General features: G+C 71.2%; 22 protein-coding genes. 21 read left to right on the top strand and 1 reads right to left on the bottom strand.

Annotated elements, in window-relative coordinates; translation table 11 throughout:
- Positions 1-31: 31 nt before the first annotated feature.
- From thrB to prmC, 4 genes are all read left to right on the top strand, one after another.
- Positions 32-988, top strand: coding sequence for a homoserine kinase (thrB, locus tag LCG91_RS08985; RefSeq protein WP_058729247.1), 957 nt, complete (start codon positions 32-34; stop codon positions 986-988).
- A 120-nt stretch (positions 989-1,108) separates the two neighbouring features.
- A complete protein-coding gene (gene rho / locus LCG91_RS08980; protein ID WP_411955801.1) occupies positions 1,109-3,376 on the top strand; it encodes a transcription termination factor Rho in 2,268 nt (755 codons plus the stop codon).
- 3 nt (positions 3,377-3,379) lie between these two features.
- Positions 3,380-4,462 carry a peptide chain release factor 1 gene (prfA, locus tag LCG91_RS08975; protein WP_224441161.1) on the top strand — a complete coding sequence of 361 codons (1,083 nt, stop codon included), beginning with the start codon at positions 3,380-3,382 and terminating at the stop codon, positions 4,460-4,462.
- 14 nt (positions 4,463-4,476) lie between these two features.
- Positions 4,477-5,367 (top strand): peptide chain release factor N(5)-glutamine methyltransferase, encoded by an 891-nt coding sequence (prmC, locus tag LCG91_RS08970; RefSeq protein WP_411955838.1) that lies wholly within the window; start codon positions 4,477-4,479, stop codon positions 5,365-5,367.
- A gap of 51 nt (positions 5,368-5,418) precedes the next feature.
- On the opposite strand, the gene LCG91_RS08965 is transcribed toward prmC, so the two are convergent.
- Positions 5,419-6,072 (bottom strand): HAD-IA family hydrolase, encoded by a 654-nt coding sequence (locus LCG91_RS08965; protein ID WP_224441160.1) that lies wholly within the window; start codon positions 6,070-6,072, stop codon positions 5,419-5,421.
- A 37-nt stretch (positions 6,073-6,109) separates the two neighbouring features.
- Between LCG91_RS08965 and LCG91_RS08960 the strand changes: the two genes are divergently transcribed.
- From LCG91_RS08960 to LCG91_RS08880, 17 genes are all read left to right on the top strand, one after another.
- Positions 6,110-6,784 carry an L-threonylcarbamoyladenylate synthase gene (locus LCG91_RS08960; RefSeq protein ID WP_058729230.1) on the top strand — a complete coding sequence of 225 codons (675 nt, stop codon included), beginning with the start codon at positions 6,110-6,112 and terminating at the stop codon, positions 6,782-6,784.
- Positions 6,781-8,007: an MraY family glycosyltransferase gene (locus LCG91_RS08955; protein ID WP_058749855.1), complete on the top strand. Its 1,227-nt coding sequence runs from the start codon at positions 6,781-6,783 to the stop codon at positions 8,005-8,007. Before LCG91_RS08960 ends, LCG91_RS08955 begins: the two co-directional genes overlap by 4 nt.
- Positions 8,004-8,483, top strand: coding sequence for a hypothetical protein (locus LCG91_RS08950; protein WP_224441159.1), 480 nt, complete (start codon positions 8,004-8,006; stop codon positions 8,481-8,483). The genes LCG91_RS08955 and LCG91_RS08950 overlap by 4 nt, the downstream gene beginning before the upstream one ends.
- A gap of 179 nt (positions 8,484-8,662) precedes the next feature.
- Complete coding sequence (gene atpB, locus LCG91_RS08945; protein WP_111226179.1) at positions 8,663-9,448, top strand: F0F1 ATP synthase subunit A; 786 nt, start codon at positions 8,663-8,665, stop codon at positions 9,446-9,448.
- A gap of 56 nt (positions 9,449-9,504) precedes the next feature.
- Entirely contained in the window at positions 9,505-9,741 is a 237-nt protein-coding gene (gene atpE / locus LCG91_RS08940; RefSeq protein WP_027465781.1) for an ATP synthase F0 subunit C, read from the top strand.
- 9 nt (positions 9,742-9,750) lie between these two features.
- Positions 9,751-10,305: a F0F1 ATP synthase subunit B gene (locus tag LCG91_RS08935; RefSeq protein WP_058729233.1), complete on the top strand. Its 555-nt coding sequence runs from the start codon at positions 9,751-9,753 to the stop codon at positions 10,303-10,305.
- A gap of 2 nt (positions 10,306-10,307) precedes the next feature.
- Positions 10,308-11,102 (top strand): F0F1 ATP synthase subunit delta, encoded by a 795-nt coding sequence (locus LCG91_RS08930; protein ID WP_224441158.1) that lies wholly within the window; start codon positions 10,308-10,310, stop codon positions 11,100-11,102.
- Between the two features lie 110 nt (positions 11,103-11,212).
- Positions 11,213-12,841, top strand: a complete 1,629-nt coding sequence (atpA, locus tag LCG91_RS08925) for a F0F1 ATP synthase subunit alpha (RefSeq protein WP_058729235.1) — start codon at positions 11,213-11,215, stop codon at positions 12,839-12,841.
- Entirely contained in the window at positions 12,842-13,744 is a 903-nt protein-coding gene (locus tag LCG91_RS08920; protein WP_058729236.1) for a F0F1 ATP synthase subunit gamma, read from the top strand.
- A gap of 48 nt (positions 13,745-13,792) precedes the next feature.
- Positions 13,793-15,247: a F0F1 ATP synthase subunit beta gene (atpD, locus tag LCG91_RS08915; protein WP_058729237.1), complete on the top strand. Its 1,455-nt coding sequence runs from the start codon at positions 13,793-13,795 to the stop codon at positions 15,245-15,247.
- A gap of 1 nt (position 15,248) precedes the next feature.
- Positions 15,249-15,512, top strand: coding sequence for a F0F1 ATP synthase subunit epsilon (locus LCG91_RS08910; protein WP_058729238.1), 264 nt, complete (start codon positions 15,249-15,251; stop codon positions 15,510-15,512).
- Positions 15,509-16,279: a YaaA family protein gene (locus tag LCG91_RS08905; RefSeq protein WP_318010460.1), complete on the top strand. Its 771-nt coding sequence runs from the start codon at positions 15,509-15,511 to the stop codon at positions 16,277-16,279. The genes LCG91_RS08910 and LCG91_RS08905 overlap by 4 nt, the downstream gene beginning before the upstream one ends.
- 106 nt (positions 16,280-16,385) lie before the next feature.
- Positions 16,386-17,003 (top strand): hypothetical protein, encoded by a 618-nt coding sequence (locus LCG91_RS08900; protein WP_224441157.1) that lies wholly within the window; start codon positions 16,386-16,388, stop codon positions 17,001-17,003.
- A gap of 313 nt (positions 17,004-17,316) precedes the next feature.
- Positions 17,317-17,748: an FHA domain-containing protein gene (locus LCG91_RS08895; protein WP_224441156.1), complete on the top strand. Its 432-nt coding sequence runs from the start codon at positions 17,317-17,319 to the stop codon at positions 17,746-17,748.
- Positions 17,749-17,800: 52 nt separating this feature from the next.
- On the top strand, positions 17,801-18,622 hold the full coding sequence (locus LCG91_RS08890; protein WP_058729242.1) for a PP2C family protein-serine/threonine phosphatase: 822 nt from the start codon (positions 17,801-17,803) through the stop codon (positions 18,620-18,622).
- 154 nt (positions 18,623-18,776) lie between these two features.
- Entirely contained in the window at positions 18,777-20,186 is a 1,410-nt protein-coding gene (locus LCG91_RS08885) for a serine/threonine-protein kinase (protein WP_224441155.1), read from the top strand.
- On the top strand, positions 20,183-26,026 hold the full coding sequence (locus LCG91_RS08880; RefSeq protein WP_224441154.1) for an Ig-like domain-containing protein: 5,844 nt from the start codon (positions 20,183-20,185) through the stop codon (positions 26,024-26,026). Before LCG91_RS08885 ends, LCG91_RS08880 begins: the two co-directional genes overlap by 4 nt.
- Positions 26,027-26,046: the final 20 nt, after the last annotated feature.

Here is a 26,046-nt window from a genome sequence, read left to right as displayed (position 1 = left end):
CGCCGACCGCTCGTCCGGACCGGGGGAGGGCATCACCGCCCGCAGTGCTGTACCGGCCGGACGGGCGGTCCGGGTGCGGGTCCCGGCCACCTCCGCGAACCTCGGGCCCGGCTTCGACTCGCTCGGCCTGGCGCTCTCGGTCTACGACGAGGTCGTCGTGCGCGTCCGCCCGGAACCCGGCGCGACCGTGACGGTCGAGGGCGTCGGTGCCGGCGAGGTCGCCACCGACGAGTCGAACCTGGTGGTCCGGGCCGTCCGCCGGGGCCTCGAGCACGCCGGCGTGGTGCAGCCCGGGCTCGAGCTGCACGCCGTCAACGCGATCGCGCACGGGCGTGGCATGGGCTCGTCGGCCGCGGCGATCGTGGCCGGGCTGATGGCCGCCCGCGGTCTCCTCGAGGGCGTGGTCGACCTCGACGCGTCGACACTCCTCACCCTGGCGACCGAGATGGAGGGCCACCCCGACAACGTCGCACCGGCGCTGTTCGGTGGTCTGACCATCGCGTGGATGACGGCCGAAGGCCCCGCGGTGAAGCGGCTGCTCGTCCACCGCGGTGTCTCGCCGGTGGTCTTCGTACCGACCTCGACGCTCTCGACGAAGCTCGCCAGGTCCCTGCAGCCCGCGAGCGTGCCCCACGAGGACGCCGCGTTCAACGTGTCCCGGTCGGCACTGCTCGTCGCCGCGCTCATCCAGAGCCCGGAGCTGCTGCTCGCCGCGACCGAGGACCGGCTGCACCAGTCGTACCGGGCCAGCGCGATGCCGGAGACCGACGCCCTGATCGGCCTGCTCCGGCAGCACGGCCTCGCCGCAGTGGTCTCGGGGGCCGGGCCGAGCCTGCTGGTGCTCGGCAGCGACCCGTCGCAGCGCCTGACCGCGGCCGACCTGGTGGAGCGACACGCCCAGTCCGACTGGCGGGCGCTCATGCTGGCCGTCGACCTCGGTGGTGCTACAGTGGTGCCGCACTCGGCGCTCGAAGCCGATCCAGCGTAGGCGCACAGGCCGATCCGAACCGGATCCGTCGGCGCTGGCGCAGGGTCCGGTGCGCGGGGGCACTCTCTTTCAGATCACCGAATCCCGGTCCGTCGTCTGAACGGCGGTCGTAGCGCACCCATGCGCCGGGACGGTGGAAACTCTCCGCGTTCTGCGGTTCGAAAGGAAACACCGACCTTGACGAACGTCAACGACTCCACCCCGGTGGAGATCCCCAGCGACCTGCGCGCACTCCGCCTGCCGGAACTGCAGCGCATCGCGTCCTCGCTCGGCATCACCGGGCTCTCGAAGCTCCGCAAGGGCGACCTCATCGCCTCGATCGAGGACAAGCGCCCCGTCGCGGACGACGCGGCTGCCGAGGCTCCCGCCGCCGAGCAGTCCGCGCCGACCGAGCAGACGCCGGTCGCCGAGCAGCCGACGCTGGCGACCCCGGAGTCCTCGCCCGCCGCTCAGGAACCCCGGCAGCAGCAGGCCGACGCCGAGCCGCAGCAGGCCGCTGCCGAGCAGCCCGGCGACCAGACGGGCGAGCAGCCCGCAGCCGAGCCCCGCGGTCGTCGCTCGCGCCGCGCCTCCTCGGCCGGCACCGTGAACGCCGCGCCGACCTCGGCCGCCGAGCACACCAACCACGGGCACACCGGTACCGAGGACCTGCTCGCGGGTCTCGACCAGGTCCGCGCCGAGAAGGACGCCGAGGAGGCCGCGCAGTCCGGTCGCCGTCGCGGCCGCCGCGGTGGTCAGGACACGGCGCAGCAGTCCCAGCAGGACGCGGCGCAGCAGGACGCCGGTCAGGCGACGCAGGGCGGCGCGGCCGAGCAGCCGACGTCCGCTCCGGAGCAGGACGACCAGGCGGACCAGCAGGGCGAGGGCGGGTCGCGTCGCGGCCGTCGCAGCCGTGGTCGTGGCCGCGGTCGCGGGCAGAACGCCGAGGGCACCGAGCAGCAGAACGGCGGCCAGCAGAACGGCGACCAGCAGAACGGTCAGCAGCAGAAGCAGGGCGGTAAGCCGGACGAGCTGAAGTCCGGCGACGCCAAGCAGGACGACCGGCAGCAGAACGGCCAGCAGAAGCAGAACGGCCAGCAGCAGAACGGCCAGCAGAAGCAGAACGGCCAGCAGCAGAACGGCCAGCACGGCGACGAGGCCGAGGCCGGTCGCGGTCGTCGGCAGCGTGACCGGAAGCGCGGCCGCAGTGGCCAGAACGACGAGTTCGAGCCGGAGATCACCGAGGACGACGTCCTCATCCCGATCGCGGGCATCCTCGATGTCCTCGACAACTACGCCTTCGTCCGCACGACCGGCTACCTGCCGGGGCCGAGCGACGTCTACGTGTCCCTCGGCCAGGTGAAGAAGTACCACCTGCGCAAGGGCGACGCGATCGTCGGCGCGATCAAGCAGCCGCGCGACAACGAGCAGCAGGCACGCCAGAAGTACAACGCGCTCGTCAAGGTGGACTCGGTCAACGGCCAGACCGCCGACGAGGCCGCGGCCCGCGTCGAGTTCCACGACCTGACCCCGCTGTACCCGAACGAGCGCCTGCGCCTCGAGACCGAGCCGGCGAAGCTCAGCACGCGGATCATCGACCTCGTCGCGCCGATCGGCAAGGGCCAGCGCGGTCTGATCGTCTCGCCGCCGAAGGCCGGCAAGACCGTCGTGCTGCAGGCCATCGCCAACGCGATCGCCAAGAACAACCCCGAGGCGCACCTCATGGTCGTGCTCGTGGACGAGCGGCCCGAAGAGGTCACCGACATGCAGCGCTCGGTGAAGGGCGAGGTCATCGCCTCGACCTTCGACCGTCCGGCGGAGGACCACACCACCGTCGCCGAGCTCGCCATCGAGCGTGCGAAGCGCCTGGTCGAGCTGGGCCACGACGTCGTCGTGCTCCTCGACTCGATCACCCGCCTCGGTCGCGCCTACAACCTGGCGACGCCGGCCTCGGGCCGCGTGCTCTCCGGCGGTGTCGACTCGGCCGCGCTGTACCCGCCGAAGCGCTTCTTCGGCGCCGCGCGCAACATCGAGGACGGCGGTTCGCTGACCATCCTCGCGACCGCGCTCGTCGAGACCGGCTCCAAGATGGACGAGGTCATCTTCGAGGAGTTCAAGGGCACCGGCAACATGGAGCTCCGCCTCAACCGGCACCTCGCCGACAAGCGGATCTTCCCGGCCGTCGACATCAACGCCTCCGGGACGCGTCGCGAGGAGCAGCTGCTCTCCGCCGACGAGGTCAAGATCACGTGGCGCCTGCGCCGTGCCCTCGCGGGTCTCGACCCGCAGCAGGCACTCGACGTCGTCCTCCGCAACCTCAAGGAGACGCAGTCGAACGTCGAGTTCCTGGTCCAGGTGCAGAAGTCGGTCCCCACGACCGGCGGTCGCCACGACGGCCACCAGGAGTAACGCGTGTTCGAGTCGGTAGCAGGGCTGCTGGCGGAACACGAGGACCTGACACAGCAGCTGTCGGACCCCGCGCTCCACGCCGATGCGGCCCGAGCCAAGAAGGTGAACCGGCGGTACGCCGAGCTCAGCCAGATCAAGGCAGCGTACGAGTCCTGGCAGGCGGCGGGGGAGGACCTCGCCGCCGCCCAGGAACTCGCCCGCGAGGACGAGTCGTTCGCCGACGAGGTCCCCGCGCTCGAGGGGCAGCTGTCGGAGCGCCAGGAGCGCCTCCGTCGGCTGCTCATCCCGCGCGACCCGGACGACGGCCGTGACGTCATCATGGAGATCAAGGGCGGCGAGGGCGGCGAGGAGTCGGCGCTGTTCGCGGCGGACCTGCTGCGCATGTACTCGCACTACGCCGAGTCGAAGGGCTGGAAGGTCGAACTGCTCGAGCGGACCGAGTCCGACCTGGGCGGCTACAAGGACGTCCAGGTCGCGATCAAGTCGAACACGACCGACCCGTCGCAGGGTGTCTGGGCGCACCTGAAGTACGAGGGCGGCGTGCACCGCGTGCAGCGCGTGCCGGCCACCGAGTCGCAGGGCCGGATTCACACGTCGACCACCGGCGTGCTCGTCTTCCCCGAGGTCGACGAGCCGGAGGAGGTCGCGATCAACCAGAACGACCTCAAGATCGACGTCTACCGGTCGTCCGGCCCCGGCGGGCAGTCCGTCAACACGACGGACTCCGCGGTCCGCATCACCCACTTGCCCACGGGCATCACGGTGGCGATGCAGAACGAGAAGTCGCAGCTGCAGAACCGCGAGGCGGCGATGCGCGTCCTGCGTGCCCGCATCCTCGCGAAGCAGCAGGAGGAGCTCGACGCGATCGCCTCGGACGCGCGCAAGTCGCAGATCCGCGGCATGGACCGCTCGGAGCGCATCCGAACGTACAACTTCCCGGAGAACCGCATCGCGGACCACCGCACCGGGTACAAGGCGTACGACCTGGACCGCGTGATGAACGGTGCGCTCGAACCCGTCGTCCAGTCCGCCGTCCAGGCGGACGAAGAAGCACGACTGGCCGCCATCGGCGACCAGGACGCGTAGCCCTGGAGGCACGGATCACCCCCGACACGCCCGTCACGGCTGCGTCCACACCGTTCGGCGCGGACCGCCTCCTGCGCGAGGCGGCCGCGGCGTTCGACGCAGCCGGCGTCCCGACCCCGCAGGTGGACGCCGAGCTGCTGCTCGCCTGGGCGACGGACACCTCGCGCGGCGCCGTGCAGGCCCGCGCACTGACCGGGGGAGCGATCGCGCCGGAGCACGTCGAGCGCTTCCGTCACGCGGTAGCCCGCCGGACCACCCGGGAGCCGCTCCAGCACATCACGGGCGAGGCCCACTTCCGCGCGCTGACCCTGTCGGTCGGGCGGGGCGTCTTCGTACCGCGTCCGGAGACCGAGGGCGTCGTGCAGTTCGGCATCGACGCGCTGCGGGCGACCGCGGTACCGGCGCCCGTCGCGGTCGACCTGGGCTCCGGCAGCGGGGCGATCGCGATCGCGATGGACACCGAGGTGCCGAACGCCGTCGTGTACGCGGTGGAGCGGTCGCCCGAGGCGCTGCCCTGGACGCGGCGCAACGTCGACGCGCACGGCGGGACGGTCCGACTCGTCGAGGGCGACCTCGCCGACGCGCTGCCGGAGCTCGACGGCACGGTGTCCGTGGTTGTGTCGAACCCGCCGTACGTGCCCGACGACATGGTGCCGGTCGACCCGGAGGTCCGCGACCACGACCCGGCGCTCGCGCTGTACGGGGGAGCCGACGGCCTCGACGCCGTCCGGGCGCTGACCGAGACCGCCTGGCGGCTCCTCGTACCGGGAGGCCTGCTCGTGATCGAGCACGCCGAGCAGCAGGGAGCGGGCGTGCGCGGCGTGCTCGCGCGGCGGGGGTTCCGGTCCCCTGAGACGCACGTCGACCTGACGGGACGCGACCGCACGACCACCGCGACCCGTTAGGCAGCGTCGCCCCGAGCCTCCCGGCCGCTCCGTTCCTCGAGGAGGGTCCGTTCAGGCGACGGGCGCGGCGGCGGTCTGCTGGGCCGCGACGAAGGCGCGGACCGCCTCGCGCAGGTCGGTGTGCTCCTCGACCAGGACGGCGTGGATGCCCACCGACCGGGCCGCCTCGACGTTCACCGGCATGTCGTCGGCGAAGAACGTGCGCTCGGCGGGGACGCCGTGGTGCGTGAGCGCGCGCGCGAAGACCTCGGGCTCTGGCTTCCGCGCACCGAAGTTGCTCGTCGTGTCGAGGTGCTCGCCGAAGAGCGGTGGCAGCGATGGCGCCCACCGACCGATCCACCGGCCGGCGAGCGGGCCGTTGTTCGTGAGCAGGCCGACCCGGCCGTGGTCGGCGGCGATCCGGACCGCCTCGATGCGGTCGGGCAGCTCGGTCATCGCGGCACCGCGGATCCGGGCCCAGTCGGACTCGGGGACGTCGCACCCCATCGCCGCGGTGAACGCCGCCAGGTAGGCGTCGCCGTCCGGGAAGTGCCCGGCCTCGGCGCGGGCCTCGTCGCCGCAGTCCCACCAACGTCGGCGGAGCTCCTCGAAGGTGTGCCCGGTGTACTCGGCGAGGGCCGCCATCCGCACCCGCCAGTCGTAGCGGACGAGCACCTCGTCCATGTCGAAGAGGAACAGGAGTCGGGGCGCGGGCGTCTCGTTCACGATGCCGTCCATTGTGTCGCACTATCATCGTCGAGTCATGGCCTCCCGATACGACTGCACCGACCCCGACGGGCTCCTGACCGGGATGCGGCTCGCACGTGCCGCGCTCGGACGGGGGGAACTCGTCGTCGTCCCCACCGACACCGTCTACGGCGTCGCCGCGGACGCCTTCAGCGCGACCGCCGTCCAGCGCCTGCTCGACGCGAAGGGCCGTACCCGTCAGTCACCGCCGCCGGTGCTGATCCCCGGCCCGCCGACGCTCGAGGCGCTCGCGACCGAGATACCGCAGCAGGTCCGTGACCTCGTCGACGAGTTCTGGCCCGGCGGTCTGACCGTGATCCTGCGCGCCCAGCCCTCGCTGGACTGGGACCTGGGGGAGACCCGCGGCACCGTCGCGCTCCGCATGCCCGACTCGCGCATCGCGCTCGAGCTGCTGCAGGAGGTCGGACCGCTCGCGGTGTCCTCCGCGAACTCGACCGGGGACCCGGCCGCGATGGACGTCGACCAGGCCGAGTCGATGCTCGGCGACGGTGTGTCGGTGTACCTGGACGGTGGCCCGCTCGCGGTGCACGACGGCTTCGCCGCGTCGACCGGGTCCACGATCGTCGACGCGACCGGCCTGTCGACCGGCGGGAAGCTGACGATCGTCCGGCACGGGGTGATCGCCGACGAGGACATCGTCCGGGTCGTCGGAGCCGACCTCGTCACGTGAAGTACTACCTGCTCGCCGGTGCCATCGCCGCCGTGGTGAGCTTCGTCTGCAGCTGGGCCGTGTGGAAGCTCGGCCTGCGCTACGGCTGGTACCCGAAGGTCCGCGAGCGGGACGTGCACCGCACGCCCACTCCGCGGCTCGGCGGGATCGCGATGTACATCGGCGTGATCGTGTCGCTGCTGGCCGCGTGGTTCCTCTTCCCGTCGATCGCGGGGACCGACTACTTCCGGCTGGTCTTCTCGGAGCCGGGGCGGGTGATCGCGGTCCTCGCGGGTGCCACGATCATCGTGGTGCTCGGCGTCGCCGACGACATCTGGGACCTCGACTGGATGACGAAGCTCGCCGGGCAGATCATCGCGGCGGGCATCCTGGCCTGGCAGGGCGTCGCGATCGTGTCGCTGCCGATCGGCAACACCCTGGGCGTCGGCTCGTCGTACATGAGCCTGATCTTCACGGTGCTCGCCGTCGTGCTCGTGATGAACGCGGTGAACTTCATCGACGGGCTCGACGGACTCGTCGCCGGCGTCGCGATCATCGCCGGCGGGGTGTTCTTCCTCTACACGTTCTTCATCAACCGCGTGGTCGTGCAGACCGAGTTCTTCTTCAACCTGCCGTCCCTGCTGACGGCGGTCCTCGTCGGGGCGTGCTGCGGGTTCCTCGTGCTCAACTGGCACCCCGCGAAGCTCTTCATGGGCGACGCCGGCGCACTGCTCGTCGGCTTCCTGATGGCCACGAGCGCGGTCTCGGTGACGGGCAACATCGACCCCGCGGTCATCTCGACCCGCCAGGCCCTGCTGCCCGCGTTCATCCCGATCCTGCTGCCGTTCGCGATCCTGATCGTGCCGATCCTCGACTTCGGGCTCGCCGTAACGCGCCGGCTGAGCGCGGGCAAGTCGCCGTTCTCGGCCGACCGGAAGCACCTGCACCACCGCCTGCTCGACATGGGGCACTCGCACTTCCACGCCGTGCTGATCTTCTACGCGTGGACGGCCACCGTCGCCGTGGGGTGCCTGTTGTTCCTGTTCGTCGAGTGGTACTGGGTGGTCACCGTCGTCGCCGTGGGCTTCGCCGTCTGCGCCGTCGCCACCTTCGCCCCGCTCGGCCGGAAGCGCGCCGAGTTCGCCGCGCAGGCCGCCACCCGCTCGAACACCGTCGTCGACGCCAGCCTCGACCCGCTCGACCGGGCCGCCAACGACCGATCGATCCCTGGAGACCCATCGTGACCGCACCGAACGCCCTCGACCACGTCCGGCCGGTGTTCCGCCGGATCCTCACCTGGGCGGCCCTCCTCGCCGTCGGCCTCGCCGTCGTGGGGGGAATCGTGGGCCTCGTGGTCGCCGGGACGCCCGGACTCGTCGGGGGCCTGCTCGGCGCCGTGCTGAGCGTGGTGTTCCTCGGGCTCACCGCGGTGTCGGTGCTGGTGGCGCTGCGGGTGTCGAAGGGGCAGATGATCTCCGGTGCCTTCTTCGGCATCGTGATGGGCACCTGGTTCCTGAAGTTCGTGCTCTTCCTCGTGGTCCTGATCGCGCTGCGCGACCGTGCGTGGGTGGACTTCCCGGTCCTCGCCGTCGTCATCATCGTCGGTGTCGTCGGGTCGCTCGTGATCGACGTCGTCGCGGTCGCCAAGGCCCGCATCCCGATCGCCGTGCGCCTGCCGGGCGACACCGTCGATCCTGGGAACGACACCCCACGCCCCTGAGAGCCCGAGAAGCCTCTCGCACCTGATAGGCTTCCCGATGTCCGCGTCCGGAGCCTCGCTCGGAGCGGACGAGCCTCCACAAAGTCCACCATCGCGTGCCGTGTGTGCGCGCGCCGACACAGGAGACAGCGCTGCTATCCCACGCTCTTCCCCTGTCCCTCACCGCCGCGGCCAACACCGTGGCGGCGGGGAGCAGCAAGGCCGCCGAATTCCATGGTCCGTCGATCAACGAGTTCTTCCCGGACCCGATCTTCTTCGCCGGGACCCCGATCGAGATGGACCGCATCGTCCTCATCCGCCTGTTCGCGGTGGCCGTGCTGCTCGTCTTCGCGTTCGTCGGGACGCGCGCGCTGAAGCTGGTCCCGAACCGCGGACAGGCGTTCATCGAGTACGCGTTCGACGTCGTCCGTCGCAACACCTTCGACAACCTCGGTGAGAAGGACGGCAAGCGCTTCCTGCCGCTCCTCGCCACCATCTTCTTCGGTGTGCTCTTCATGAACCTGACGGGTCTGATCCCGTTCATGAACATCGCCGGTACCAGCCGCATCGCGATGCCGATGATCCTCGCGATCGTCGCCTACGTCGCGTTCATCTACGCGGGTCTGCGCAAGCACCCGGGCACGTTCCTCCGCAACGCGCTCTTCCCGCCCGGCGTTCCGTGGTACCTCTACATCATCGTGACGCCGATCGAGCTCGTCTCGACCTTCGTGCTCCGTCCGGTGACGCTGACGCTGCGTCTCCTCATGAACATGGTCGTCGGTCACCTCCTCCTGGTGCTCTTCTTCTCGGCCACCTGGTTCTTCTTCTTCGACGCCGAGAGCCTCTTCAAGCTCTTCGGTGTCGGGACCCTGGCGTTCGGCATCGCGTTCAGCTTCTTCGAGATCCTCGTCGCGCTGCTGCAGGCGTACGTCTTCATGCTGCTGACCGCTGTGTACATCCAGCTCGCGCTGGCTGACGAGCACTGACCTATTGACCCCCATACGGCACGACATCCGTCGGGCCGCACTCGAAAGGAAAACACGTGGACGCAACGACCGTTCTCGCGGAGATCAACGGCAACATCGCAACGGTTGGCTACGGCCTCGCCGCGATCGGTCCGGCCATCGGCGTGGGCATCGTCGTCGGCAAGACGATCGAGTCCGTCGCTCGCCAGCCGGAGCTCCAGGGCCGTCTGACGACCCTCATGTACATCGGTATCGCCTTCACGGAGGCCCTGGCCTTCATCGGTATCGCGACGTACTTCATCTTCACCAACTAAGGCTTCTCGATGCAGACTGCACTCATCATCGCGGCGGAGGAGACCCACAATCCGCTGATCCCACCGGTGTACGACATCGTGTGGTCCGCGGTGGCCTTCGTCATCATCTTCCTCGTGATGTGGCGCGTCGTGACGCCGCGCATCACGAAGATGCTCGATGAGCGCACCGAGGCCATCGAGGGTGGCATCAAGAAGGCGGAGGCCGCTCAGGAGCAGGCCGCCGCTGCACTCGACGAGTACAACAAGCAGCTCGCGGACGCGCGTGCCGAGGCCTCGCGCATCCGTGAGCAGGCCCGTGCCGACGCCACCGCGATCGGCAACGAGGTCCGCGAGCAGGCACAGGCCGATGCAGCACGCATCACCGCCAACGCCCAGGCGCAGATCGAGGCCGAGCGGCAGAGCGCGCTCCAGTCGCTGCGGAGCGAGGTGGGCACCCTCGCCCTCGACCTCGCCTCCGGCGTGATCGGGGAGTCCCTCAAGGACGACCAGAAGTCGGCCGCGGTCGTGGACCGCTTCCTCGCCGACCTCGAGGCGTCGCAGGGCCAGTCCGCCGGGGAGCGCTGAGCATGCGCAGCGCCACCAGGGAAGCGCTCGCGTCGACGCGGGCGGTGCTCACCGACCTCGGTGACGCCGTCCAGCTCGACACGGGTGTCGAGATCCTCGCCGCAGGGCGTGCGATCGCCGGGGCGCCCCAGCTGCTCGGTCTGCTGGCCGACCCGACGGCGGACGTCGTCGGCAAGAAGTCGGTCATCGGCCGGGTCTTCGGCGGCCAGTCCGACGCCACGCGTGCGGTCCTGACCGCGGTGGCCGGCTCGCGCTGGTCCTCGCAGCAGGACCTGCTCGCCGGCATCGAGGACGCCGGCATCCGTGCCGTCGCCCGGACCGCGTCGGCGGAGACGTCGATCGAGGCCGAACTGTTCTCCTTCGAGACGGCCGTCCGTTCGGACGCCGCGCTCGAGCTGGCGCTGGGCACCAAGCTCGGCAGCCCGTCGGAGAAGGGTGCGCTCGTCCAGCGGCTCGTCGGGGCCAAGGTCTCGCCGCAGACCACCGCGATCCTGGAGCACCTCGTGCAGCAGCCCCGTGGCCGCCGCATCGGTGAGATCGTCCGCGACGCCTCACGCATCGTGGCCGACCAGGCCGGCAAGGTCGTCGCGACGGTCATCACGGCCTCCCCGCTCTCCGACGGCCAGGCGGCCCGCGTCGCCCGCGGCATCGCGGAGCGCTACGGCAAGGACGTCAGCGTGAACCAGGTCGTCGACCCCGCGGTCGTCGGCGGGGTCCGCGTGCAGGTCGGTGGCGACGTCATCGACGGCACGGTGTCCACGCGCCTGTCGGAGCTCCGGCTCCAGCTCGCCGGCTGAGCGTACGGTCGAAGCCGACTCCTCCAAGTCCACAACGGGAACTGTCCCTCACCGGGGCAGCATCACCCTCTCGGAGCCGAAGGGCCCCGGAAACCAACAAGGAAAATCCCATGGCAGACATCACCATCAGCCCCGATGAGATCCGTGATGCCCTGAAGGACTTCGTCTCGAACTACGAGCCGACGAAGGCCTCCACGGCCGAGGTCGGGCACGTCACCGACGCCGGTGACGGCATCGCACACGTCGAGGGCCTCCCCGGCGTCATGGCGAACGAGCTCATCCGCTTCGAGGACGGGACCCTCGGTCTCGCGCAGAACCTCGACGAGGACGAGATCGGCGCCATCGTGCTCGGCGAGTTCGGCGGCATCGAAGAGGGCCAGGAGGTCACCCGCACCGGCGAGGTCCTCTCCGCCCCCGTCGGCGACGGCTTCCTCGGTCGCGTCGTCGACCCGCTCGGCAACCCGATCGACGGTCTCGGCGAGATCCAGGCCGAGGGTCGTCGTGCCCTCGAGCTCCAGGCGCCGGGCGTCATGTCCCGCAAGTCGGTCCACGAGCCGCTCCAGACCGGCATCAAGGCCATCGACGCGATGATCCCCGTCGGCCGTGGTCAGCGCCAGCTGATCATCGGCGACCGCCAGACCGGCAAGACGGCCATCGCGATCGACACGATCATCAACCAGAAGGCCAACTGGGAGTCGGGCGACGAGGACAAGCAGGTCCGCTGCATCTACGTCGCCATCGGCCAGAAGGGCTCCACGATCGCCTCCGTCAAGGGTGCGCTCGAGGACGCCGGCGCGATGGAGTACACCACCATCGTCGCCGCCCCGGCCTCCGACCCGGCCGGCTTCAAGTACCTCGCCCCCTACACCGGCTCGGCCATCGGCCAGCACTGGATGTACGGCGGCAAGCACGTCCTGATCATCTTCGACGACCTGTCGAAGCAGGCCGAGGCCTACCGTGCGGTGTCGCTCCTCCTGCGTCGTCCGCCGGGCCGCGAGGCCTACCCGGGTGACGTCTTCTACCTGCACTCCCGTCTGCTGGAGCGTTGCGCGAAGCTGTCCGACGACCTGGGCGCCGGTTCGATGACGGGTCTCCCGATCATCGAGACCAAGGCGAACGACGTCTCGGCCTACATCCCGACCAACGTGATCTCGATCACCGACGGCCAGATCTTCCTGCAGTCGGACCTGTTCAACGCGAACCAGCGTCCGGCCGTCGACGTGGGCATCTCGGTGTCCCGTGTCGGTGGTGACGCACAGGTGAAGTCGATCAAGAAGGTCTCCGGCACGCTCAAGCTCGAACTCGCGCAGTACCGCTCGCTCGAGGCGTTCGCGATGTTCGCGTCCGACCTCGACCAGGCGTCGCGTCGTCAGCTCGACCGTGGTGCCCGCCTGACCGAGCTCCTCAAGCAGCCGCAGTACTCGCCGTACCCGGTCGAGGAGCAGGTCGTCTCGATCTGGGCCGGTACGAACGGCAAGCTCGACGAGGTCCCCGTGCCGGACGTGCTCCGCTTCGAGGCCGAGCTGCTCGAGCACCTGCGTCGCAACTCCGACGTGCTCACCACGCTCCGCGAGACGAACCAGCTCAGCGACGAGACCGTCGCCGCGATGGACCGCGAGATCGACGCGTTCACGAAGGGCTTCCAGACGAGCGACGGCAAGACGCTCGGCTCGGAGCAGTTCGACGCGGCGGACGCCGAGGACGTCGACCAGGAGCAGATCGTCAAGGGTCGTCGCTAGATGGCAGCACAGGTCCGGGTCTACCGACAGCGCATCAAGTCGGCGAAGACCACGAAGAAGGTCACTCGCGCGATGGAGCTGATCTCGGCGTCGCGGATCCAGAAGGCGCAGGCCCGCATGGCCGCGTCCGGCCCGTACTCGCGGGCCGTGACGCGGGCCGTGTCGGCCGTGGCGACGTTCTCGAACGTCGACCACGTGCTGACCACGGAGCCCGAGTCGTCGACGCGTGCCGCGGTCGTCCTGTTCACGTCCGACCGCGGCCTGAACGGCGCGTTCAGCACCAACGTCCTCAAGCAGGGCGAGGAGCTCGCCTCCCTGCTCCGCAGCGAGGGCAAGGAGGTCGTGTTCTACCTCGTCGGCCGCAAGTCGGTCGGGTACTTCGCATTCCGCGAGCGTCCGTCCGAGCGGCAGTGGATCGGTGGGACCGACCAGCCGGAGTTCTCGACCGCGAAGGAGATCGGCGACGCGGTCGTGTCGAAGTTCCTCCAGGACACGGCCGAGGGCGGCGTGGACGAGATCCACATCGTCTTCAACCGGTTCGTCAGCCTGGCGACCCAGGAGCCGCAGGTCGTGCGCCTGCTCCCGCTCGAGGTCGTCGAGGGCGTGGAGGAGCCGTCCGACGGCGAGCCCCTGCCGCTGTACGAGTTCGAGCCCGACGCCGACGCCGTCCTCGACGCGCTGCTCCCGGTGTACATCGAGAGCCGCATCTTCAACGCCATGCTGCAGTCGGCTGCCTCCGAGCACGCCGCCCGCCAGAAGGCGATGAAGTCCGCGAGCGACAACGCCGACTCGCTCATCAACGAGTTCACCCGGCTCGCGAACAACGCGCGTCAGGCCGAGATCACCCAGCAGATCTCCGAGATCGTCGGCGGCGCCGACGCCCTCTCGTCGAAGAAGAAGTAGTCCGCGGACGCCCGCGGACAGACACCACCCCTCAGGAAGGCACACGCCATGACCGACACCGCCACCACCGCGGTCGAGACGTCGTCGGCGCCCGGTGTCGGACGGATCGCCCGTGTCACGGGTCCCGTCGTCGACATCGAGTTCCCGCACGACGCCATCCCCGACATCTACAGCCTGCTGTACACGACCGTCACCATCGGTGAGTCGTCGCAGGAGATCGGCCTCGAGGTCGCGCAGCACCTGGGCGACGACCTGGTCCGCGCGATCTCGCTGAAGCCGACCGACGGTCTCGTCCGCGGTCAGGAGGTCCGTGACTCGGGCGCTCCGATCTCGGTCCCCGTCGGCGACGTCACCAAGGGCAAGGTCTTCGACGTGCTCGGCAACGTGCTGAACACCGACGAGAAGCTCGAGATCACCGAGCGCTGGCCGATCCACCGCAAGGCGCCGGCCTTCGACCAGCTCGAGTCGAAGACCACCATGTTCGAGACCGGCATCAAGTCGATCGACCTCCTCACCCCGTACGTGCAGGGTGGCAAGATCGGCCTCTTCGGCGGTGCGGGCGTCGGCAAGACGGTCCTCATCCAGGAGATGATCCAGCGCGTCGCGCAGGACCACGGCGGTGTGTCGGTGTTCGCCGGTGTCGGCGAGCGCACCCGTGAGGGCAACGACCTCATCGGCGAGATGGAAGAGGCGGGTGTCTTCGACAAGACCGCCCTGGTGTTCGGCCAGATGGACGAGCCGCCGGGAACGCGTCTGCGCGTGGCCCTGTCGGCGCTGACGATGGCGGAGTACTTCCGCGACGTCCAGAAGCAGGACGTGCTCCTCTTCATCGACAACATCTTCCGCTTCACGCAGGCCGGTTCCGAGGTCTCCACGCTGCTCGGTCGCATGCCGTCCGCGGTGGGCTACCAGCCGAACCTCGCCGACGAGATGGGTGTGCTCCAGGAGCGCATCACCTCGACGCGTGGTCACTCGATCACCTCGCTGCAGGCGATCTACGTCCCCGCCGACGACTACACCGACCCGGCGCCGGCGACGACGTTCGCGCACCTCGACGCCACGACCGAGCTCTCCCGTGAGATCGCGTCGCAGGGTCTGTACCCGGCCATCGACCCGCTGACCTCCACGTCGCGGATCATGGACCCCCGGTACCTGGGCGCCGACCACTACGAGACCGCGACGCGCGTCAAGCAGATCCTGCAGAAGAACAAGGAGCTGCAGGAGATCATCGCGATCCTCGGTGTCGACGAGCTCTCCGAAGAGGACAAGATCACGGTCGAGCGCGCTCGTCGCATCCAGCAGTTCCTCTCGCAGAACACGTACATGGCCAAGAAGTTCACGGGTGTCGAGGGTTCGACGGTCCCGCTCAAGGACACGATCGAGTCCTTCCGCGCGATCGCCGACGGCGAGTTCGACCACGTGGCCACGCAGGCCTTCTTCAACGTCGGTGGCATCAACGACGTCGAAGAGAAGTGGGCGCAGATCCAGAAGGAGAACCGCTGACATGGCGGCACTCACCGTGAGCGTCGTCTCGGCGGACCGTGAGGTCTGGACGGGCGACGCCACCATGGTCGTCGCACGGACGACGGAGGGCCAGATCGGCATCCTCGCGGGGCACGAGCCGCTGCTCGCCACCCTCGCGCAGGGCCAGGTCCGCATCACCCGGGCCGACGGCTCGACGGTGACGGCGGACGCCGAGGACGGCTTCCTGTCGGTCGAGCACGACACGGTCACGATCGTGGCGCGGCAGGCCGCGCTGGCGTCCTGACCGGACTGACCGTCCTCCTCCCGCCGTCCGAGACGAAGCGGGAGGGCGGGGACGCGGCACGCACCCTCGACCTGGGTGCGCTGTCCTTCCCGGAACTGTCCGACGAGCGGGCCGCGGTGATCACCGCGGCCCGCTCCGTCAGTTCCGAGGAGTCCACCGCACGGACGGCCCTGAAGCTCGGCCCGAGGTCCGTGTCGGAACGCCTCCGGAACCTGGAGCTCGACACGGCACCGACACTGCCGGCGATCGAGCGGTACACCGGCGTGCTCTACGATCCGCTCGACGCACCCGGTGCGGACGACACGACGCGACGCTGGTGGTCGGACCACGTCGTGGTCCAGTCCGCGATGTTCGGCCCGATCGGTGCCGGCGACCACATCCCGGCGTACCGGATGTCGCACGACTCGAGACTCGGAGCGCTCCGGCTCGCCGGGCACTGGCCCGGTCCGTCGGCCCGTGCGCTCGCTCGTCGTGCCGCCGGCCTCGTGCTCGACCTGCGTTCCGAGGGCTACCGCGCCCTCGGACCGGTGCCCGAGGCGGTCACCCTCCGGGTGGTCTCCGTCGACGGGGGCGGCCGCCGTCGGGCGCTCAACCACTGGAACAAGACGGCGAAGGGGCGGTTGACCGCGCTCCTCGCGCGGACCGGTGCCGACGTTGGCGACACCGCGGGCCTGCTGCGGTGGGCCGGCGAGCACGGCGTGGTCGTCGAACGCACGGACGACGGCTGGGACCTCGTGGCGGAGAGCCTCGAGCCCGTGCACGTCTGAGCTGCAGCGGGAGTTCGTCCTGCACAGCCGGCGGGTCCGTCGGACCCGTCCACAGATGGTCCGTCGCCACCGGCCTGGAGGCGCGGCACCCGTCACGATCTCGTGCATGACCTCCACGACACGACGCCCTCCGTCCACCCTGGTGCGCTACCCGCGTGAGATCGCCGCTGCGGTCACCCTGCGCGCTGCCTGTGCCGCGCTCGTCGCCTCGTCCCCGCCGCGACGAGCCGGTGAACCGGCGGGGGACGAGGTGCTCACCCGTCCGCAGGCCGTCGCCGTGACGACGGCGTGCGGCGCGCTCGCGACCCGCTTCGCGCTGGTCGGCTTCCTCGCTGCGCGGGGGCGCCCGGACCCCGGGACGGTCGTGCCGTTCGACCCGTTCCGCGATCCGACGCCACCGGCGCTCGGCGGGTCGGGTCCGGCACCCGACCGCACGCGGTTGCGCCTCGCGGGCGATCGGTGTGCCGCTGCGTGGCGGACCTGGCGCGCGGACGGAGCGGTCGGGGGAGACGTGGCGATCGGCGCAGCGGGCGCGCTCGCCCTCGGTGCCTGGTGTGCCTGGGCGCTCGGGTCGTCCGCGCGTGCCGAGGTGCGCGCGCGGCACGCACTGGACACGCGCCCGGACGACCCCTTCGGCTGGTTGGTCCTGCGTGCCGTCCGAGCCGGACACGGTCCCGCGTGGACCACGCCCACGGGGTCGACAGGATCGTCTACGGTGGGATGACCATGGAGCGGGAACCGGTGCGCGACGACGACACGGTCATCCGTGCGCGTCCCGGCATCGGATCCGCGACCGGTCTGCACGCCGGCTCCGGCGGCAGGTTCGGTGCGCCGGCGCCGTCCGGCGTGCACCCCGCGGAGCCGGACGGCCCTCCCGCTGCGGAGCCGGACGACCGTCCCGACGGCGACCCGTACGGCGACACGGTGATCCGGCCGGTGCGGGGCGTCCGACCTGGTGCTGGACCAGCCGCTGACGACACGGTGCTGCGTGGTCGGCCCGGTCGGCCGGTCCCGGAGGCGACACCGGGGGAGCGCCAGTGGGCGCGGCAGCCCGGGTCGCCGACGAGCGCCCGGTCCACCGCCGGACGCCGTCCGTGCGCATCGGCGGACGCATCGTCCGGCTCGACCGACCGCTGGTCGTCGGACGACGACCCGCTGCGCCACGCGTGGTGGTCGACGACGGTCCGGTCCTCGTACCCGTCCCGTCGCCGAGCGGACAGGTGTCGTCGTCGCACCTGCTCGTGCACGCCGAGGGCGAGGCCGCCGTCGTCGAGGACCTGCGGTCGACGAACGGTACCGTCGTCCGACCACCCGGCGCCGCGCCGTTCCGGATGGCCGCGGGTGCGTCGATCGTCGTCCTGACGGGTACGCTCGTCGAGATCGGTGACGGCAACGTCATCGAGGTCCTGTCGCCGCACCTCCGGGTCGGACCGGACGACGGCCTCCCACCGTTCCCGCCGGCCCCGTGACGGACCGTCCGTCCGGCACGTCCCGCCACTCCCAGAGAGCGATCCTGAAACCGTGACCGAACTCGGCCGAGCTGCCACCGAGCACGCCATCGACGTCCCCGGCGCAGCCGGCACCCCCCTGACGCTCTCATGGGGAGCCGCGACCGATGTCGGTCGCCGTCGGGACCACAACGAGGACAGCTACCTCGTCGGTGCGCCCTTCTTCGTCGTCGCCGACGGCATGGGCGGCCACCTGGCGGGGGACCGGGCGAGCGACGCGGTCGTCAGCCGACTCGACCAGGTCGCGACCGGCGACTTCACCAGCCGCCGGGACATCCAGCGGGCGCTGCTGCTGGCCACCGCGGACATCGAGCGGGCGGCCGGTGGCAACGCCCTCGGCGCGGGCACCACCGTGACCGGCGTCGCGCTCGTCGCGAGCCACGGACAGCCGGCCGCGCTCGTGTTCAACGTCGGTGACTCCCGCACCTACCGGATCGAGTCCGGTGCGCTGCGGCGGGTGACGGTGGACCACTCGGTCGTGCAGGAGATGGTCGACGCCGGACTGCTCCGGGCCGAGGACGCCGAGCAGCACCCCGACAGCAACGTCATCACCCGCGCGGTCGGCTTCGGCGAGCCGCCGGAGCCCGACTGGTGGACGCTGCCGCTGCGTGCCGGCGACCGCTACCTCGTGTGCTCCGACGGCCTCACCAAGGAACTCGGCGACGTCGGCATCGCCCGGATCGCGGCGCGGGTGCCCGGAGCCCAGGCACTGGCCGAGCGACTGGTCGGCGACGCGGTCGTCGCCGGCGGCCGTGACAACGTCACGGTGGTGGTCGTGCAGGTCGACGGCGCCCCGGAGGACTCCGACGTCGAGGACACGCTGCCGCGGCACTGACCGCGACCGGCGGCTCCGGCGTCCCCCGAAGTGGGGGATGGTCGCTGTCCACAGGGTGGCCCGCGGCCCCCGGGTGTCGGGGCTCGCTTCGTAGAATGACCTGGCTGCGAGGAACGGAAGATCCGGCCGTCGGTCGGGGGAGGGAACGACGCCGATGGCCCGACGCCTGCCGTCCGACCCGCCCGTCATCCCCGGGTTCAGCCCCGTCCACGTCCTGGGCTCCGGTGGCTTCGCCGACGTGTTCCTCTACGAACAGGACATGCCCCGACGACAGGTCGCGGTGAAGGTGCTCCTGGACGAGGTCGTCGACGAGCGCGTCCGGCAGATGTTCCAGGCCGAGGCGAACCTCATGGCCCGGCTCAGCACGCACCCCTCCATCCTCACGGTGTTCCAGGCGAGCATCGCGGCTGACGGCCGACCGTACCTCGTCATGGAGCTGTGCTCGTCATCGCTCAGCCAGCGCTACCGCCGCGAGCCGCTCCCCGTGTCCGAGGTCCTGGCCGTCGGCGTCCGCATCGGGTCGGCGCTCGAGACGGCCCACCGGGAAGGCGTGCTCCACCGGGACGTCAAGCCCTCGAACATCCTGCGCACCGCCTACGGCACCCCCGTGCTGTCGGACTTCGGCATCGCCGCGACGATCGGCAGCGCCGACCCGGACGAACCGGTGGGCATGTCCATCCCGTGGTCCGCGCCCGAGGTGCTCGGCGACGAGTCGCGCGGGACCGTGCAGTCCGAGGTGTACTCGCTCGCCGCCACCGTCTACTCGCTGCTCGCAGGGCGCAGCCCGTTCGAGGTCCCCGGTGGCAAGAACGCCGCGGCGGACCTGATGGACCGGATCGACAAGGGCGGCGTCCGGCCGACGGGCAGGACCGACGTCCCGCCGTCGCTCGAGCGACTGCTCGCCACGGCGATGTCGCGCCGGGTGTCCACGCGTCCGGCGACCGTGATGGAGTTCGTACGCGGACTCCAGCAGGTCGAGGCCGAGCTCGGGATCCCGCAGACCCCCGCCGAGGTGGCGGTCGAGTCGTGGGCGGTCGCGACCCCGTCGTCCGATGCGGACCGGACCGTGGTGCGTGAACTGCAGCCGCCGTCCCGCACCGGCACCCGGCGACGCACGCGGCGCGCCGTCCAGGGTGGGGCCTCGACGGGGGTCCAGAGCGTGGGGACGGTCCACCGCACCGGCTCGGCGACCGTCGCGCGTCGACGGGGTCGCACGAACGTCGTGGTGGCCGGGTCGGCCGGTGTCCTCGTCCTCGCGGCCGTCGCCGTGGTGAGCGTCCTGCTCGTCACGCGCGCGGGCACCGCCTCGATCCCGACCGTCCGCGACGTCAGCGCCCGCGCCGGTGCCGACTCGGTCTCGTTCAGCTGGGTCGACCCGGGGCTCCGTCCCGGCGACACGTACGTCATCACCTCGTCCGGCGCGACGAGCCAGCAGACCGGCACCACCTTCGTCGTGTCCGGCGGGACGGGGGCCGAGCAGTGCATCACGGTCGCCGTGAACCGTGACGGCAAGACCGGCGCCGCGAGCCCGGAACAGTGCGGGACGATCGGGAGCACCGGGTGATCCGGGCGCTCCTGGCGAAGCACCGGTCGGCGGCCGTGACGGTCGGTGCATCGGTCGTCGTCGGTGCCGTGGTGGCGACCGCTGCCGTCGTGTCGACCGGGTACCACACGCAGCGGATCGACCTCGGCGACGGCACGGTGTGGGTGCCGTCCGCGCAGTACGGCGCCGTCGGCCGCGCGAACACCGGGGTCCTGGCGCTCAACACCGCCGTCGAGACGCCGAGCGACGACCTCTCGGTCGTGCAGCGCGGCGCCGAGGTGTACAGCGTCGACGGCACGAAGGGGACCGTGGCCAAGGTCGACGTCGCCGACGCGACGGTGGGCGACGCCGTGACCCTGCCTGCCGGGTCGCCGCAGGTGTTCTTCGCCGGGGACACCGCCGTCGTCGGGAACGGCGACACGGGTGAGCTCTGGGCGACACCCGCCGCTCGGCTGGCCGACTTCGACGCCTCGGCCAGGGCCGACCTGACCCTCGGTGCCGACGCCGTCTTCGACGCCTCCGACGACCGGGTCGCCGTCTACTCGCCGCGCACCGGGCGGGCGTCACTCGTCGACGTCGGGCCCGAGCTGACCGTCGAGCAGCGGTGGGACGTCCGGTTCGAGCGCTCCCACGACTTCCAGGTCGCGTCCTTCGGGGACCACGTCGCCGTCCTCGACCGGACCACGGGGCAGCTCTCCGTCGACGGGGACACCGTCGACCTCGGTGACCGCGTCGGCGGGACCCCTGCGCTGCAGCGGTCGTCCGACTCCTCGACCTCGGTCCTGGTGGCCGGTACCGCGGGCCTGGTGCGGGTCTCCGCCTCCGGCCAGGTGGACCGGACGGCGCTGCGGGTCTCGGGTCGAGCGGCGCGCCCGACCGTGGTCGGCTCGTGCACCTACGCCGCGTGGGCGGGCGGGCAGGCGATGGACTCCTGCCGCGGCAGTGGGCTGCAGCGGCTGGCGCAGAGCGCCGACGCCGACGACCTGCAGATCGTGCACAACGGCGAGACCGTCGTGGCGAACGACCCGCGGAGCGGGCGGTCGTGGGCGATCGGTCGCAGCGGACAGCTCATCGACAACTGGTCCGACCTCGTCGACCAGGACGACGAGCGGCAGCAGGAACGGGTGTCGGACGACGACCCACAGGTGGACAAGGACCAGAAGCCGCCGGTGGCCGTGGACGACGAGCTCGGCGCGCGTCCCGGACGGACGACGAGCCTGCCGGTGCTCCTCAACGACTACGACCCGAACGGCGACCCACTGGTCATCAGCGAGGTCGGTAGCATCCCCGACGGCCAGGGCAGTGTCGCGATCGTCGGCGACGGGCAGCGACTGCAGGTCACGCTCACCGCGGACGCGCGCGGCACGCTGTCCTTCCCGTACACGATCACGGACGGCAACGGCGGGTCGGACAGTGCGACCGTGCGTGTGACCGTCCGTCCCGACTCCGAGAACGAACCGCCGCGACAGGTCCGCAGCACCTCGGCCGACGTGGTGCAGAACGGGCACGTCGTGACCGACGTGCTGTCGGACTGGGTCGACCCGGACGGCGACCCGGTCTACCTGGAGTCCGCCTCGGCGGACGGCGACCGGGTCTCCACCACGCCGGACGGGCTGCTCGACTTCCGCAACGCGAGCGGCCGGACCGGCGACCGCACCGTGCAGCTCGTCGTGAGCGACGGACGCGACCGCGGCCGCGGGTCGATGACCGTCCGGGTCGCGGCACAGGGCAACGTCCCGCTGCGCGCCGACGCCTTCGCGGTGCAGGGCTACGCCGGCAAGGCGTTCACGGTGGAGCCGCTCGACCACGTCCGTGGCGGCAACGGCACCGTCACGCTCACCAGCGTGTCGTCGTCGAGCGGCCTGACGGTCACCCCCTCGTACGACGCCGGCACGTTCCGCGTCCAGGCGGCCGGGGTGGGGGACCACCAGCTCGAGTACACCGTCACCGACGGCACGAAGACCGCGAGCGGGGTCGTCCGGGTCACCGTGCTCGCGCCGCCGGACGCCTCCACCCCGCCGATCACGACGCCCAAGACGGTGTTCGTCACCACCCTGTCGACGAAGGACACCGACGTCACCGCGACGGACACCGACCCGGCCGGCGGCGTCCTGATGGTCACGGCGCTCGACGGGCCCGGTCGCGCCACCGGGGTGCAGGCGAGCATCCTCGACCAGCACGTCGTCCGGGTCACGCTGACCGCGCCGCTCGACGGGCCGGTGACGTTCGGGTACACGGAGTCGAACGGTCTGGCCACCGCCGCCGGGACGATCACGGTGGTCGAGATCCCGAAGCCCGACCGGATCCAACCGCCCGTCGCGCAGTCCGACTCCGCCACGGTCCGGGTCGGGGACGTCGCCGAGATCGACGTCCTGGCGAACGACACCCAGCCGGAGGGCGAGCCCCTGACGCTCGACCCGCAGCTCGTGCAGAACGTCCCGGGCGACGGCGGGCTGCTCTTCGTGTCGGGCGACCGGGTCCGGTACCTCGCACCACAGACGCCCGGCAACCACACCGCGGTCTACCGCGTCCGAGGGCCGGACGGGCAGTACGCCGACGCGACGGTGTCGATCTCCGTGCGGGAGCGCGACGCCGCGACGAACAACCCGCCGGTGCCCGAGACCGTGACGGCGCGCGCCGTCGCCGGACAGGCCGTGCGCATCACCGTGCCGTTGAACGGGATCGACCCCGACGGCGACTCGGTGCAGCTCGTCGGTGTCGCGGACAACCCCGAGAAGGGTTCGGTGAGCGACGTCACCGCGGACGCACTCACCTACGACGCGGGGGACTACTCCTCCGGTACCGACGAGTTCACGTACACCGTCGTCGACGCGCTCGGCGCCCGCGCGACCGGGACGGTCCGGGTCGGGATCAGCCCCCGTGCGGAGCAGGCCGCGAACCCCGTCGCCCAGGCCGACCACGTGACGATCCGTCCCGGGGGATCCGTCACCGTCCGGGTCCTCCAGAACGACTCCGACCCGGAGGGCGGGCAGCTCACCGTCACCGCCGCGGAGCCCACCGCCGCCGGCGTCACGGCGAAGGTCCTCCAGCGCAGTCAGGTGCGGGTCACACCGCCCCGCTCCGCCACCGAGGGGGACTTCGCGGTGCTCTACACCGTCGCCAACGCGAGCGGTGGGTCGAGCACCGCCTTCCTGACCGTGACGGTCGACCCTGACGCCCCGCCGCTCCGGCCAGAGGTCGAGGACACCACGCTCGACCTGCAGGACATCCTGCGCCGCGAGAGCGTGACGGTCGACGTGCTGCAGAACGTCTTCTTCGCCGAGGGGTCGACCTCTCGGCTCGAGGTCGGCGTGGTCGACGGGTACGGCGACACCGCGCAGGTGACGAAGGACCGTCGGATCACCATCCGGTTGACGGACTCCGCGCAGGTCGTGCCGTTCTCGGTCGCCCGGAGCGACCACCCCGACGTCGTGTCCTACGGCTTCGTGCACGTGCCCGGGTTCGACGACGCCCTGCCGCAGGTCGACCGCAGCGTCGGCGCGGTGACCGTGAAGAGCGAGGCCACGGTCCGCATCCCGCTCGACCGCTACGTGGTCACGGCGAACGGGCGCACCGCGCAGATCACCGACCGCAGCACCGTGAAGGCGACGCACGCGAACGGACAGGACCTCGTGGTCGACCGGTCCACGCTGCAGTTCACGTCGTCGAAGCTCTTCTACGGCAACGCATCGATCTCCTTCGAGGTCACCGACGGGTCGAGCACGAACGGCGGCAAGGGCCGGGTCGCGACGCTCGTCCTGCCGATCAAGGTCACACCGCGGTCGAACCAGCCACCGGCGTTCACCGGGTCGTCGATCGACATGCAGCCGGGCGACTCCCGGACGCTCGACCTGACGAAGCTGACGGACTACCCGTACCCGGACGACCTCGGGGAGCTGCGGTACTCCGTCGTCAGCCGTCCGGGCTCCGGCACCACCGCGACCGTCCAGGGCCAGCAGCTCCGGGTGTCCGTGGCCGAGGACGCGCCGAAGGACACGACGGCGTCGATCGGCATCGGGGTGTCCGACGCCGCCAACCAGGGCCGCGCCGGCGTCGTCCAGGTCGGCATCGTCGGGTCGACCAGGCCCCTCGTGCAGCCGGGAGCCGACCGGGCCGTCGTCCGACGCGGGACGACCGCGACCATCGACGTCCTGTCGAACGACCAGGCGACGAACCCCTTCCCGGACCGGCCGTTGCGGGTGCTCGCGATCCGCGGACTCGCCGGTGGGCTCCCCGCCGGGGTGAGCGTCACGCCGAGCGCCGACCGGTCCCGACTGCAGGTCACCGTCGCCGACCGGGCGCAACCCGTCGACGCACACCTGCAGTACCAGGTGGCGGACGCGACGGACGACCCCTCCCGGTACGTCTGGGCCGACGTGACGATCGCCGTGCAGGACGTCCCGGACGCGCCGGGGGCACCCACCAGGACCGGAACCTTCCAGGGCGGTCAGCTCACGCTCACGTGGGCGACCCCGCAGGCGAACAACGCGCCGATCACCGGCTACCGGGTCCAGGGCACGAACGGTGTCGCGAAGGACTGCGGGACCGCTACGGTCTGCACCCTCACGGGCGTCGACCCGTCTGCGTCGTACCGCTTCTCGGTCGTCGCGCGGAACGCCGTCGGCGAGTCCGAGCCCTCGTCGCAGTCCGCGCCGATGAGTGCCGACTTCGTCCCGGCAGCACCCAAGGGTGTCCGGGTGACGCCGAGCAGCACGATCCCGGATCAGCTCGATGTCACCTGGGGTGCCGTCGGGACGCCGAACAACGGGTCGCCGGTGTCGAACTACGCGGTGACCGTCCAGGGCCCCGGCCTGTCCTCGACGAAGAACGTCGGCACCGCGACCAGCACGTCGTTCCCCGGTGCCCAGAGCGGTGCCGAGTACACCGTGCGGGTGTCGGCGCGCAACGCGGCCGACCGCGACGGCAGCCCGGTGCAGTGGAACGAGGCGTCCGCCACCGGTTCGGCCGTCGGCGCGCCCGCCACGCCGGAACTCTCGGCCACCGGGCAACCCGACGGATCGACCACGGCGGTGACGCTTAGCGCGTCCGAGGCCGACTGGGCCGGCGGCACCGCCGGTTGGCGGATCGCGAAGTACGCGGCGTCCACGCCGATCCCGTCCGGCTGCTCGACGGCCGGCGCCGAGAGGGTCTGGAACGCCCAGACGGCGAGCGACCGCATCACGAGCCGGTACCGCTACGTCGCCCTCGCCGACAACGGCCTCTTCTGTACCGCCTCGCAGCCCGCCGACGTGCAGGGCTACCAGGCACCCGACGCGCCGACCGGCTCCGTCGAGCGCGCACCGCAGCCAGACGCCGCCGACGGGACGCTCGACCTCCGGGCGACCGCACAGACCTCCGCGCCGTACCTGTACTACTCCGTCGGTGGCGGCCAGCCCGTGCGGTTCAGCGGGACGGCCTCGCTCGGCGCAGGGGCCGGGTACGGCATCCCCACGAGCGTTGTCTTCACTGCCTGCGCCGCCGACGGTCAGTACTGCACCTCGAGCGCTGCGCAGACGGCGACTGCGTTCACCACCCGAGCGTCCGTCGTCAGCGCGGTCGTCGGTCAGGCGCCGGTGGTCAACGCGCCGGACAACAACGGGCGCATCGCAGCGGACGGCTACCAGATCTCGTACTGCCGCTCGACCATCCTGGGCGACATCTGCGACGACACGAACCCGACCACGAGGGCGCCGTGGACGACGAGCGACCCGGTCCCGAGCGGGTACTCCTCGATCCGGGTCAAGGCGACCGTGGACGGGCAGCAGGACCCGACCGGCGCACGCGGTGCCGTGACCAACCCGGCCGCCGGCACGGCCGACCCGCCGTCCGGTACCGACCCGAGCAGCCCCGCCGCAGGCTAGGGTCTCGACCCGCCAGCGCT

Source organism: Curtobacterium sp. TXMA1 (genome assembly GCF_020162095.1).
In the GTDB taxonomy this organism is placed as follows: domain Bacteria; phylum Actinomycetota; class Actinomycetes; order Actinomycetales; family Microbacteriaceae; genus Curtobacterium.
Note: the sequence above shows the minus strand (reverse complement) of the source record. Positions and strands in the feature narration are given on the sequence as shown.

Bases quoted from the DNA above. Each gene is read 5' to 3' on its own strand.
- LCG91_RS08920 (WP_058729236.1), top strand. From the start codon at position 12,842: ATGGCAGCACAGGTCCGGGTCTACCGACAGCGCATCAAGTCGGCGAAG.
- LCG91_RS08960 (WP_058729230.1), top strand. From the start codon at position 6,110: ATGGCCTCCCGATACGACTGCACCGACCCCGACGGGCTCCTGACCGGG.
- LCG91_RS08885 (WP_224441155.1), top strand. From the start codon at position 18,777: ATGGCCCGACGCCTGCCGTCCGACCCGCCCGTCATCCCCGGGTTCAGC.
- LCG91_RS08935 (WP_058729233.1), top strand. From the start codon at position 9,751: ATGCAGACTGCACTCATCATCGCGGCGGAGGAGACCCACAATCCGCTG.
- rho (WP_411955801.1), top strand. From the start codon at position 1,109: ATGCGCCGGGACGGTGGAAACTCTCCGCGTTCTGCGGTTCGAAAGGAA.
- LCG91_RS08900 (WP_224441157.1), top strand. From the start codon at position 16,386: ATGACCTCCACGACACGACGCCCTCCGTCCACCCTGGTGCGCTACCCG.
- atpA (WP_058729235.1), top strand. From the start codon at position 11,213: ATGGCAGACATCACCATCAGCCCCGATGAGATCCGTGATGCCCTGAAG.
- LCG91_RS08910 (WP_058729238.1), top strand. From the start codon at position 15,249: ATGGCGGCACTCACCGTGAGCGTCGTCTCGGCGGACCGTGAGGTCTGG.
- LCG91_RS08930 (WP_224441158.1), top strand. From the start codon at position 10,308: ATGCGCAGCGCCACCAGGGAAGCGCTCGCGTCGACGCGGGCGGTGCTC.
- atpD (WP_058729237.1), top strand. From the start codon at position 13,793: ATGACCGACACCGCCACCACCGCGGTCGAGACGTCGTCGGCGCCCGGT.